This window comes from Mixta sp. (genome assembly GCF_024610815.1).
In the GTDB taxonomy this organism is placed as follows: Bacteria; Pseudomonadota; Gammaproteobacteria; order Enterobacterales; family Enterobacteriaceae; genus Mixta; species Mixta calida.
In genome coordinates, this window is the sequence record NZ_JANION010000117.1 from 1 (window position 1) to 11,934 (window position 11,934).

General features: G+C 59.2%; 12 protein-coding genes. 9 read left to right on the plus strand and 3 right to left on the minus strand.

What is annotated here, in order from left to right; translation table 11 throughout:
* The first annotated feature begins 12 nt into the window (after positions 1-12).
* The 4 genes from eitA to MYY08_RS08230 are packed head-to-tail and all read left to right on the plus strand — an operon-like array spanning position 13 to position 4,077.
* On the plus strand, positions 13-1,008 hold the full coding sequence (eitA, locus tag MYY08_RS08215; protein ID WP_104951525.1) for a siderophore ABC transporter substrate-binding protein EitA: 996 nt from the start codon (positions 13-15) through the stop codon (positions 1,006-1,008).
* Positions 1,008-2,048, plus strand: a complete 1,041-nt coding sequence (locus MYY08_RS08220) for a FecCD family ABC transporter permease (protein WP_038625347.1) — start codon at positions 1,008-1,010, stop codon at positions 2,046-2,048. The genes eitA and MYY08_RS08220 overlap by 1 nt, the downstream gene beginning before the upstream one ends.
* A complete protein-coding gene (locus tag MYY08_RS08225) occupies positions 2,045-2,806 on the plus strand; it encodes an ABC transporter ATP-binding protein (protein ID WP_288013898.1) in 762 nt (253 codons plus the stop codon). Before MYY08_RS08220 ends, MYY08_RS08225 begins: the two co-directional genes overlap by 4 nt.
* Before the next feature lie 14 nt (positions 2,807-2,820).
* A complete protein-coding gene (locus MYY08_RS08230; protein WP_038625345.1) occupies positions 2,821-4,077 on the plus strand; it encodes an MDR family MFS transporter in 1,257 nt (418 codons plus the stop codon).
* A gap of 86 nt (positions 4,078-4,163) precedes the next feature.
* Here MYY08_RS08230 and MYY08_RS08235 read toward each other — a convergent pair whose 3' ends face one another.
* Positions 4,164-4,454 carry a putative quinol monooxygenase gene (locus MYY08_RS08235; RefSeq protein ID WP_038625344.1) on the minus strand — a complete coding sequence of 97 codons (291 nt, stop codon included), beginning with the start codon at positions 4,452-4,454 and terminating at the stop codon, positions 4,164-4,166.
* A gap of 204 nt (positions 4,455-4,658) precedes the next feature.
* Between MYY08_RS08235 and MYY08_RS08240 the strand changes: the two genes are divergently transcribed.
* The 5 genes from MYY08_RS08240 to MYY08_RS08260 all read left to right on the plus strand — a co-directional run bounded on the left by MYY08_RS08240 (position 4,659) and on the right by MYY08_RS08260 (position 10,467).
* Positions 4,659-4,919 carry a hypothetical protein gene (locus tag MYY08_RS08240; protein ID WP_038625343.1) on the plus strand — a complete coding sequence of 87 codons (261 nt, stop codon included), beginning with the start codon at positions 4,659-4,661 and terminating at the stop codon, positions 4,917-4,919.
* A 236-nt stretch (positions 4,920-5,155) separates the two neighbouring features.
* On the plus strand, positions 5,156-5,647 hold the full coding sequence (locus tag MYY08_RS08245; RefSeq protein WP_038625342.1) for a (2Fe-2S)-binding protein: 492 nt from the start codon (positions 5,156-5,158) through the stop codon (positions 5,645-5,647).
* Positions 5,644-6,642, plus strand: coding sequence for an FAD binding domain-containing protein (locus tag MYY08_RS08250; RefSeq protein WP_288013899.1), 999 nt, complete (start codon positions 5,644-5,646; stop codon positions 6,640-6,642). The genes MYY08_RS08245 and MYY08_RS08250 overlap by 4 nt, the downstream gene beginning before the upstream one ends.
* Positions 6,639-8,942 carry a xanthine dehydrogenase family protein molybdopterin-binding subunit gene (locus MYY08_RS08255; RefSeq protein ID WP_052133881.1) on the plus strand — a complete coding sequence of 768 codons (2,304 nt, stop codon included), beginning with the start codon at positions 6,639-6,641 and terminating at the stop codon, positions 8,940-8,942. The genes MYY08_RS08250 and MYY08_RS08255 overlap by 4 nt, the downstream gene beginning before the upstream one ends.
* A gap of 64 nt (positions 8,943-9,006) precedes the next feature.
* Entirely contained in the window at positions 9,007-10,467 is a 1,461-nt protein-coding gene (locus MYY08_RS08260; RefSeq protein WP_038625340.1) for an AMP nucleosidase, read from the plus strand.
* A gap of 134 nt (positions 10,468-10,601) precedes the next feature.
* Here MYY08_RS08260 and mdtI read toward each other — a convergent pair whose 3' ends face one another.
* On the minus strand, positions 10,602-10,931 hold the full coding sequence (mdtI, locus tag MYY08_RS08265; protein WP_084971525.1) for a multidrug/spermidine efflux SMR transporter subunit MdtI: 330 nt from the start codon (positions 10,929-10,931) through the stop codon (positions 10,602-10,604).
* Positions 10,918-11,286 (minus strand): multidrug/spermidine efflux SMR transporter subunit MdtJ, encoded by a 369-nt coding sequence (gene mdtJ / locus MYY08_RS08270; RefSeq protein ID WP_038629953.1) that lies wholly within the window; start codon positions 11,284-11,286, stop codon positions 10,918-10,920. The genes mdtI and mdtJ overlap by 14 nt, the downstream gene beginning before the upstream one ends.
* Positions 11,287-11,934: the final 648 nt, after the last annotated feature.

Consider the following 11,934-nt stretch of genomic DNA (forward strand, 5'->3'; position numbering starts at 1 on the left):
GGGTAGCGTTAAATGAAGAGAGCCATCTGCGCAGCAGGGTTAATGTTTGCCTCAGTCAGTTCTGCGTTTGCCACCACTTACCCGCTGACCATTGAAAATTGCGGCTATCAACAAACCTTTGCCGCCGCGCCCGAACGCGTGGTCGCATTAGGCCAAAACACCGCAGAAATTTTAATGCTGCTGGGGCTACAGGATAAAATGGTGGCCACCGCCTTTTGGCCGTCGAAAGTGTTGCCTCAGCTGGCGGAAAAAAACAGTAAAATAAAAACATTAACCGTTGAAATCCCTACCCTTGAATCGGTTCTGGCGCAAAATCCTGATTTTGTCGCCGCGCAGCTGCCCCTGCTCATGGGACCAGAAAGTAAAGTCGTTAAACGTGAAGACCTCGCCACTTTAGGCGTAAACAGTTATATGTCGCCGGGCATGTGCGCCACGAAAAAAGCTGTCGGGGATATGTATGGCAGCCGCCAGAAACTGTGGGATATGACTTATCTCTATAAAGAGATAGAAGATTTCGCGAAAATTTTTAATGTGGAAGCGCGTGGTCAGGCGTTAATTGCCGATTTTAAACAACGTGAGATAAATTTACGTCAGGAGTTTGCCAACCATAAGAATCGCGCTTTTGTTTTCTGGTTTTCCAGTTCCTCGCCCTCTGCTGACGCTTACGTCGGCGGAAAAAACAGCGCGTCAGGCTTTATCGCTAATGTGTTAGGCGGCCATAACGCGATAACCTCCGAGGCGGAATGGCCAACCGTTGGCTGGGAAAGCATTATTGCCGCCAATCCCGATGTGATTGTGGTTTCCAGTCTCGATCGTAATCGCTGGGCGCTCGACAATGCGCAAGAAAAAATCAAATTTCTTAACAGCGATCCTACCGTCAGTCAGCTTGATGCGGTGAAAAAAGGTCACATTGTGGTTATGGATGGCCAGGCGATGAACCCGACTATCCGCACCCTGTATGGCGCTGAACAGATCGGCGAACAGCTTAGAAAAATGGAATTGAATTAATGGCCACTGTTGTTCAACAGGCGCGACGCGGCCTGTTTCTGACGCTGTCTGGCGTGCTTTCATTGGTGCTGTTAGCGCTGGTTATTGCGCTTGGGGTGAGCGTTGGCGAGCTCTCTATTCCGCTCAGCAGCGTAGTAGGCGCGCTGGGTAATAAAACAGGCTTAACCCATGTTCCGCTGAATCGTATCCATGAAAGCGTCATTTGGGATTTTCGCTTAAGCCGGGCGCTGGTGGCCGCCTGCTGCGGCGCCGGGCTGGCTATTTGCGGCGCGGTATTGCAAAGCCTGCTGAAAAACGCCCTTGCCGAACCCTATGTGCTGGGCGTCTCCGCGGGCGCGTCAACCGGCGCGGTCTCGGTGGTGGTGTTGGGTATCGGCTCTGGCGCCGTCACGCTTTCAGCGGGCGCCTTTGCCGGCGCCTTCGCCGCCTTCGCCTTTGTTGCGTTTCTGACCAACGGCGCGCGTGGTGGTAATGAGCGCACTATCCTCGCTGGCGTCGCCGCGTCACAGCTTTTTAATGCCATTACCGCCTATACCATCAGTACTTCCGCCAGCGCTCAGCAGGCGCGCGACGTCATGTTCTGGCTGCTTGGCAGCTTTAGCGGCGTAAGATGGCCTGAATTTCAGCTGGTGCTGGTGGTGGTGCTGGTCGGCCTGGCTATCTGCCTTTACTACTCACGGGCGCTTGATGCCTTTACCTTTGGCGACGATGCCGCGCTTTCGCTTGGCATCCCTGTCGCCTGGGTACGGCTAAGCCTGTTTACCACCACCGCGCTGATTACCGCCACCATTGTCAGCATGGCCGGATCGATTGGCTTTGTGGGATTGGTTGTCCCGCATGTTATGCGCTTCTTTTTCGGCCCGCTGCATCGCACCTTGCTGCTCGCCAGCGCGCTGGCCGGCGCGATTCTGATGGTATTAGCGGATATCGCTTCGCGCCTGCTAATCGCCCCGCAAAGCCTGCCGGTTGGCGTGGTTACCGCCCTGGTCGGCGTGCCGTTTTTTGCCATCATTATTTACCGTTCAGGGAGCAAGTCATGAGTATCGGCGCTGAAAACGTCTCCTGGAAGGTCGGTAACAAAGTTATCGTCGACAATGTCTCGCTCACGGTTTCCCCAGGCACAACCGTCGGGCTACTCGGCCCTAATGGCTCTGGAAAGTCTTCACTGTTGCGCCTGCTTGCTGGCATTCGTCGCCCGCACGCGGGTACGGTTACGCTGGATGGCAAGGCGATGCGCCATATTGCCAAAAAACAGCTGGCCCGCCGTATCGCCTACGTTGAGCAGCACGCAGCAACCGAGGCGAATATGCGGGTGCGGGAGGTGGTGAAATTGGGCCGCATCCCGCATCACTCTCCCTTTTCCAGCTGGAGCCGGGAGGACGATAAGATTGTCGATGAAGCGCTGGAAAGAGTGGATATGCTGAAATGCAGCAATCGGGGATGGCAAAGCCTGTCGGGCGGTGAGCGTCAAAGGGTGCATATCGCCAGAGCCCTGGCGCAAACGCCCGGCGAGATATTGTTAGATGAACCGACCAATCATTTGGATATCCATCACCAAATCCAGTTAATGAAGCTTATCAGCGAGCTGGCGGTAACCAGTATCGTCGCTATTCACGATCTCAACCATGCTGCAATGTTTTGCGATGCGCTGATCGTCATGCAGAATGGCAACGTTATCGCCAGAGGAACGCCGGAACAGGTGCTTACCGAGTCACTGCTGTGGCAGGTGTTTCAGGTGGAAACGCGTATTGAGGTTTCCCCTTACCATGGCAAAAAACATATCCACTTTATTTCGTAACAGCAGGTCATTTCATGTTTTTGCCTTCCCTGCGACCGATGACGCAAATCTGGCCGCCTGTTTTATTAGGCAGCCAGTTTGTTTTCAATATTGGTTTTTATGCGGTTGTGCCCTTTTTAGCTCTGTTCCTGCGCGACGATATGCTGTTATCCGGCGGCGTCATCGGACTGGTGCTTGGGTTGCGCACTTTTTCACAGCAGGGGATGTTTATCGTCGGCGGGGCGCTATCGGATCGCTTTGGCGCGCGTATCGTTATACTTTGGGGCTGTTTTATCCGCATAGCGGGATTTCTGCTGCTGGCGTTGGGGCACTCCCTTTGGCCAATTGTACTTGGCGCCTGCCTGACCGGCGTTGGCGGAGCGTTGTTTTCCCCCTCTATTGAAGCGTTGCTCGCTAAAGCGGGCCAGCAAAGCGAGGCTAGCGGTAAACGCAGCCGCGCCGAATGGTTCGCTCTTTTTGCCGTATGCGGCGAACTGGGCGCGGTATTAGGCCCGGTATTGGGGGCGCTATTTGCCGGGCTGGGCTTTCGTCTGGTTGCGTTCGCCGGCGCCGCTGTTTTTTTACTGGCGCTGATCGTGCTCTCTTTTTCACTGCCGCCCACACAGAAAAAACCCGCTTCCATGCGGCCGATTCCCTGGTGGACCGCATTGCGCCAGCCGCGGTTTGTCGCGTTTATTGTTGCGTACAGCGCCTGGTTATTAAGTTACAACCAGCTTTATCTGGCTTTGCCGGTGGAAATACAACGCGTCGGCGGAAGCGAAAAAGATCTGGGGCCGCTGTTTATGCTGGCCTCGTTATTAATCATTACCTTTCAACTGCCGCTGGCCCGTTTGGCTCGCGTCGTCGGGCCGGTCTGGAGTCTGCCCACGGGCTTTGCGTTGGTATCCGCCTCTTTTCTGAGCGTGGCGTTTTTCGCCGCCGATGCTCCCTCAACCAGCGGGCTTCGCCTGCTGCCTGCGGCTTGCTTTGTCACCTTACTCACCGTAGGGCAAATGCTGCTGGTGCCTGCGGCGAAAGACCTTATTCCGCATTTTGCTGAAGAAGCCACACTCGGCGCGCACTATGGCGCCCTTGCCAGTGCCGGCGGTTGCGCGGTGCTGATCGGCAACTTTCTCTTTGGCAGCCTGCTGGATCTTGCGCTGGTGCCGTCTGCGCAGGCCAGCTATCCCTGGCTGCTACTGGCGCTGTTTCCGCTGTGTAGCGCCGGGGTATTACTGGTCATTTGTCGCCGGATGCGCGAACAGATCGGTCATAGCAGACTGGGTAACTGACCGCTTCTGCCGGGCAAAAGCCGCAGACAAAAAAGCCCGCTCAGGCAACCGTGAGCGGGCTTTTTATCACTGGCGCGTTTATGGCATCAGGCCAGCACTTTCAGTTTTGTTACCTGTAGTTCGGCGCGATCTTTAATGGTTTCCATCAGACGCAGGAACGGCGCCGCTTCACTGTGCTGCTGAATATGCGCTTCTGATTCCCAGCGCTCCAGCAAAACAAAGTGTTGCGGATTTTCCAGATCCTGATGCAGCTGATACTGCTGGCAGCCCGGCTCGCCCTGTACTTCGCGCTCTACGGTGCGCAGCGCCTGCTCAACCACATCCGCCTCGCCTGCTTTCGGGATCACGGTGGCGACAATAGCGATAACTTCACTCATTTTGTTTCTCCTTCGATCGGTTTGATACATTGCGTCAGGTCAGAATAGACGATATTGCGCCGCAATCGCATAGCGATTCCCGCAAGGAGGCACGCAGCGCTTAAATTTACGAATGACTGCTGATTTTTTATGCTTGAAATTCCTTGATTGGCCAATATATAGCGTTCAGGATTATCTGGAATTCGTTTGTCAGGAGCCTCGCGTATGAAACCGTGCGATGAAACCTTATCTCAGCAGCCGCAGAAAATCGTTGCGGCCGCGAATCAGGACTCCGTCCAGGAGCTGTTAAGCCTGCTGCAACAGCAAAATATGCCGCCGGAAACCGCGCTGGCTAACCTGGCGGTGGCGATGTCGCAACTGATGGCCAGCACCGGCTGCCATCAGTTTGTGCTCAGCAATCCGCTGTCGCAGCTGCTGGTGCTGCTGCAAACCGGCGCACCTGGGCACAGCCATATGATTCATTAATTCGCGCGCCGTCCCTACCCTTGCGGACGGCTGCGCCATCTTTTGCCGCCCCTGCGCGGCGGCTCGCGCCTGCCGCTTCCCCTGTTCGCCCACAGAGCGTCTACACTTATCCCTTTACATAATAAGGTCGCTACAGCGGCCCTTTTCGCTCTCTTTTGAACGCAATGTGGACAGCGTTGCCCGGCGCTGAAGCGCGACGGCCGCCGTCATCCTCCATCCTGTAACCGGAGTTCGATATGGCTCAGCAACGAGTGATGCGGCTGCGCATCAACGGCAAAGATCATCCTCTCGCGCTGGATACGCGAGTCACCCTCCTTGACGCCCTGCGCGAACACGCCCACCTCACCGGCGCGAAAAAAGGCTGCGATCACGGGCAATGCGGCGCCTGTACGGTGCATATTGACGGCGAACGCGTACTGAGCTGCCTGACGCTGGCGGCACAGGCGGAAGATCGCGAGATCACCACTATCGAAGGGCTTTCCGGGCCGGACGCGACTCTGCATGCGGTGCAGGCGGCCTTTTTACGCCACGACGCTTTCCAGTGCGGCTACTGCACGCCGGGCCAGATTATGTCCGCCGTCGCCTGCATCAACGAAGGCCATGCCAACAGCGACGATGAGATCCGCGAATACATGAGCGGCAATATCTGCCGCTGCGGCGCCTATCCCTTTATCGTCGCCGCGGTACGCGAAGCGGCGCAGCAGCTGAAAGAGGAGCAGACGGCATGAGAGAATTTGACTATCAGCGCGCCGCCGATATCAGCGAGGCGACCGTGGCCGCCAGCGCGCCGGGCCATCGCCTGCTGGCGGGCGGCACCACGCTTATCGACCTGATGAAGTGCGACGTGGAACAGCCCGACGCGCTCATCGATATCACCCGGCTGACCGGCCTTGCAGAGATCGCGGTCAGCGACAGCCTTATCCGCATCGGCAGCCTGAGCAAAATGAGCCAGGTGGCGCAGCACGCCGCGCTGCAAAAGGCGGCGCCGGCGCTGACGCAAAGCCTCACCAGCGCCGCCTCCGCGCAGCTGCGCAATATGGCGACCATCGGCGGCAACATCATGCAGCGCACGCGTTGCAGCTATTTCCGTGACGCGCACGGCTATCACGCCTGCAATAAACGTCAGCCCGGTTCGGGCTGCGCCGCCCTGAGCGGTCATAACGCGAACCATGCGGTGCTGGGCAACAGCGATCGGTGCGTGGCGGTCTATCCCGGCGACCTGGCGGTAGCGCTGACCGCCTTCGACGCCACCCTGCTGCTGCGGGCGCCGGACGGCAGCGAACGCCGCGTGGCGGTGGAAGACTTTCTGCTGCTGCCGGGCGACCGACCCGATCTGGAGCAGGATCTGCATGCGGGCGAGATCATTACCGCCGTCGAGCTGCCGGTCACGCCCGCGCTGCGTCGCTCGCACTATCTGAAAGTGCGCGATCGCAGCAGCTATGAATTCGCTACCGCCAGCGCCGCCGTCGGGCTGGCGCTGGAAGAGGATGGCGTCACGCTGCGCGATGTGCGCATCGCGCTGGGCGGCGTGGCGACCAAACCCTGGCGCGCCCGCGCGCTGGAGCAGGCGCTGCGCGGCAAACCCTTTAATGAGCAGCAGCTGCGCGATCTGGCGCCGCTGGCGATGCAGGACGCCTGCGCGCTGGCGGATAACGGCTATAAAATCACCCTGGCGCCGCGCGTGATCGTGCGGGCGCTGCTGGCGGCGGGAGGCCAGGCATGAGCGACATTCTGACGCAGCGCAACATCGCCAACGGCGAAGCGATGATTGAAGGGCTGGGCGCGCGCCGCGATCGCGCCGACGGCCGGCTAAAAGTTCAGGGGCTGGCGCGCTACGCCGTAGATCATCCGGTGGAGAATCTTTGCCACGCCATAGTGGTGCAATCCACGATTCCTGAAGGAGAAATTACCCATATCGATTGTGACGCCGCGCGTCAGATGCCCGGCGTGCTGGCAGTTTACACCCACGAAAGCGGGCTGACGATTCATCCGGCGGCCACCTTCGCCAGCGGCGGCGCGGCGGCGCAATCTTTCGTGCCGCTACAGGGGCCGGGCGTGCGCTGGAACGGGCAGCATGTGGCGCTGGTGGTGGCGGAAACGCTGGAACAGGCGAAAGCGGCGGCGGCCACCATCCATATCGACTATGAGGTGCGGCCCGCCATTATTCATCCTGACGACCCTCTCGCTCAACCGAAACCGGTCGGGGATTTGGATATTGAGTGGGGCGACGCGCAGCAGGCGCTGCGTGAGGCGAGCGTGACGGTCAGCGGCGTCTACACCACGCCGCGTGAATATAATCTGCCGATTGAGCTGCACGGCTGCATCGCCGACTGGCGCGACGGTGAAATCACGCTTTGGGAGCCGAGCCAGTGGGTCGGCGGCGCGCGCAGCGTGGTGGCGCAGTGGATGGGCATCGATATTGAGAAAGTGCGCGTGCTGTCGCCCTTCACCGGCGGCGGTTTCGGCTCGAAGGGCGGCATCCAGCCCCACTCCGCGCTGGCGTGCGCCGCCTCGCGCGCGCTGGGCCGTCCGGTGAAGCTGGTGCTGACGCGCGGGCAGACCTTTACCGGCTTCGGCGGGCGACCGCGCACGCGCCAGGCATTGCAGCTGGCTGCCGACAGCGAGGGCAAACTTCAGGCGATCGTCCATGAAAGCTGGAATGAAACCGCGCGCGACGATACCCATCTGGAACCCTGCAACTCGGTCACCGCCATTATGTATGCGGTGCCTAATTTTATCTCCCGCCATCAGCTGGTGCCGGTCAACACCGTTAATCCCGGCTGGATGCGCGCGCCGGGCGAAAACCCCAGCAGCTGGGCGATTGAGGTGGCGATGGACGAGCTGGCGTACGCGCTGAAGCTTGACCCGCTTGAGCTGCGGCTGCGCAACTATGCGGATGAAGATCCGCAGGCGAAGATCCCCTGGAGTTCGCGGCGGCTGCGCGAGGCGTATCAGGCCGGGGCGCAGGCCTTCGGCTGGGCGCAGCGCCCGCAGGAACCAGGCACGTTGCGTGAAGGCCGTCAGCGCATCGGCTGGGGCATGGCCTCCGGCAGCTACCCGGTGCGGCGTACCCCCGGCGAGGCGGCCATCCGGCTGAATCAGGACGGCACGCTGGAGGTGCGCAGCAGCGGTGCCGACATCGGCACCGGCACCTACACCATTCTGGCGCAGACCGCCGCCGAGGTGTTGAGCGTCGCCTCCGATCGCATCAGCGTCAGCCTCGGCGATACCGATCTGCCGCGCGCGCCGGTAGCAGGCGGCTCGCAGCTGGCGAACCTGCTGACCGCGGCAGTGTATAAAACCGCGCTGAAGCTGCGCGAGGAGCTGATTACGCTGGCAGTCGGCAGCGCCGAATCGCCGCTGTTCGGCGCACGCCGCGAAGATGTCATTCTTGAGCAGGGCCAGCTGCGGCTGTTCAGTCAGCCCGGCAGCAGCCTGAGCTTCGCCGATCTGCTGCGCTGCGCCGGACGCGACGCGCTGGAGACGCATGCCGACACTTTTCCGCCCGACGCCACGCAGCAGGATCGCGAGGCGGCCGACCGCACCTCGTCGAAGATGATTCCACCAACCGCAGGCGGCTACTCCGCGCACAGCTGGAGCGCCATTTTTGTCGAGGTAGCGGTGGATGAAGATTTCGGCACGGTGCGTGTGCGGCGTATTGTCGGCGCCTTCGACAGCGGCCGTCTCTATAATCCGAAACTGGCGGAAAGCCAGTGGATCGGCGCGATGGTGATGGGCATCGGCCAGGCGCTGCTGGAAGAAGGCGAGATCGACGATGGCAACGGCCGCATTCTCAATGCCAGCCTGGCGGACTATCTGGTGGCGGTTAACGCCGATATCCCGGATATGGCGGTGATCAACGTCGGCGAGCCGGACTATCAGGCAAGCGCGCTGGGCGGCAAGGCGGTGGGCGAACTGGGAATAGTCGGCGTGGCGGCGGCGATCGCCAACGCGGTATTTCATGCCACCGGCAAACGCATTCGCGATCTGCCGATTACGCTGGAAAAAATGTTAGCCGACTAATCGGTATCAGCGGAATGGTTCTAAGCTATAGTGCAACGCAGAGCTGAAAACCTGAGGAGGCACAATGGCCACTGCCCATTCCGCTAATGGATTAACCACCGCGCAGGCGCTGGAGCGACTGGATGCACTTTACTACCAGGCCGTAAACGCCCTGCGCAATGCGATTAAAACCTTTATTGAAGAAGGCTCGCTACCCGACGCGCAGGCGCGCGCCGACGGCCTGTTTGTTTACCCGGAGCTGCGCATCAGCTGGGACGGCGCTTCGCCGCATAAAAACCGCAGCCGCGCCTGGGGTCGATTCAGCCATGCCGGTAGCTACGCCACCACCATTACCCGCCCGGAACTGCTGCGCCACTATCTGCGCGAACAGCTGTCGGTAATCGAGCGCGACTATGAGGTGACGATCGAAGTGTGCCCTTCGCGTCAGGAGATCCCCTTCCCTTACGTGATTGACGGTTCCGATCTCGAACTGGATCGCACCATGAGCAGCGCGCTGTCGAAGCATTTTCCTACGACCGATCTGGCAAATATCGGCGATGAAACGGCGGACGGTATCTTCAATACCACCAGCATTTTCCCGCTCAGCCATTTCGACGCGCTGCGCACCGACTTTTCGCTGGCGCGCCTGCGCCACTACACCGGCACGCCGCCGGAGCATTTTCAGCCCTTCGTACTGTTTACCAACTACACGCGCTACGTCGATGAGTTTGTGCGCTGGGCCTGCGAGCAGATCGCCGATGAAAACAGCCCTTATACCGCACTCTCCTGCGCTGGCGGCGCCTTTATCACCAAAGATACCGAAAATGCGGAAGCGGCGCTCTCCGATCTGGCGTGGAAAAAGCATCAGATGCCCGCCTGGCACCTGACCGCGCCCGACAGACGCGGCATTACGCTGGTGAATATCGGCGTCGGCCCCTCCAACGCCAAAACCATCTGCGATCATCTGGCGGTGCTGCGTCCGCACGCCTGGCTGATGATTGGTCACTGCGGCGGCCTGCGCGAAAGCCAGCAGATCGGCGACTACGTGCTGGCGCACGCCTATCTGCGCGACGATCATGTGCTGGACGCGGTGCTGCCGCCCGATATCCCGATCCCCAGCATCGCCGAGGTGCAGCGCGCGCTGTATGACGCCACCAAGGAGATCAGCGGCATGCCGGGCGAGGAGGTCAAAATGCGGCTGCGCACCGGTACGGTGGTGACCACCGACGACCGCAACTGGGAGCTGCGCTACTCCGCATCCGCGCTGCGTTTTAACCTCAGCCGCGCGGTCGCCGTCGATATGGAAAGCGCCACTATCGCCGCTCAGGGCTATCGCTTCCGCGTGCCCTACGGCACCATGCTGTGCGTTTCCGATAAGCCGCTGCATGGCGAAATTAAGCTGCCGGGTCAGGCGAACCGCTTTTATGAAGGGGCGATCTCCGAACATTTGCAGATCGGCATTCGGGCTGTAGAGCTGCTGCGCGCCGAAGGCGACAAGCTGCACTCGCGTAAGCTGCGCACCTTTAACGAGCCGCCGTTTCGCTAAGCGTTTCTTACTTTTCGCCAGGCATAAGCATCCACAAAAAAAGCGCCCACGGGCGCTTTTTTATGTACGACGCTGAGCGCGCCGGGATGAGGGCGCTCTCTGTCGTGCTGTCACGTCAGGGAGCGTCCGGCGCGTCAGGCCAGCTTGATCATCATCATGCCGATCAGCAGCAGCGACAGACCAATCCAGCCGCGTGGACGCAAACGCTGACCAAACAGAATCCAGCCCGCCGCCAGCGTAGCGAGCACGCCGAAGCCGCCCCACAGCGCATAGGCGACCGCCAGATCGATCCCTTTAACCGCCTGGCCCAACGCGGTGAACGCGCCCATTACCAGCAGCAGCGACAGCAGGCCCGGCAGCCGTTTACGGAAGCCGTCCGAATATTTCAGGAAAATATTGGCGGCGATCTCCAGCACCACCGCCAGCATTAAAAACGCGATATGACCGTAATTAAGCGTTTGCATGGTGGCCTCCTTTTTCCGCTTTACGCGCACGCGTTTTCTCCGTGCCGCCGTTCAGCAGCACGATGCCCGCAATCAGCACCAGCAAACCGCACGCTTTCAACAGCGGCAGCGGCTCCGCAAACCAGGCGACGCTGCACAGCGTAATCAGCAGCACGCCGATCCCTTCCCACAGCGCATAGGCTACCCCCAGCGCGATGCGCTTGATCGCCATCGACAGCGCAATATAAGAGAGCGTCACCATGACATACATCACCAGATGACCGGCCTGTCCGCCGTACAGGCTGGCAAACTTCATCGACAGCGTACCCGTCACTTCCGCAACGATAGAAAAAAGTAAAAATAACCAATACTTCATTCTCTTGACCTCAAAACGATAAAAAACAACCAAACACTCCCCTGAAGCCGACAGAAAGCCGTCCGACAATGGGAAATGAATAAAAAATCCAGAATGTTGGATAGTTAGCCAGTCACTCCGCAGGGGCGATACGTCAGGCATTCAGCCGCGCAGGCGGGCGGTGGCTAAAGAGAAATGAAGAAAGCTACAGCTCGCTGCACCAGTGGGTTTCGCAAAGGAAGGCCGGGGCAGCCAGGATGAATACGGAGACGTTAGGGGAAAATCTCTTACTACCTGTCAGCATATTTTTTCACTGTGTCAGTAAGTAAAAATGACCTGTTTCAGTGCCTCATTAATTGATTAAATAACGCTTTATGCAGCAAATATAGCATGAAACCGCTGTTTAAGTAAGCCTGCCATTATTAATGGTTATTTTTACTAACCTGCGTCAATGAATACTGGGCTTTTTCCGGCAAGAGAGAACGTCAAAAAATGGGCAGCGGAACGTTGCCGCGCGCGGCTTATCAGACTGACATAAGCGCCACAATAGCGGCCTCAGAAGGGAGAAACAGGCCGCCGGAAGAACGCGGCGGCCAAAGGGATCAGGCGCTCAGCCAGCCGAGTTTAATGACAAACAGCGCTGACAGTACGATCAGCGCGGCGTTGAGC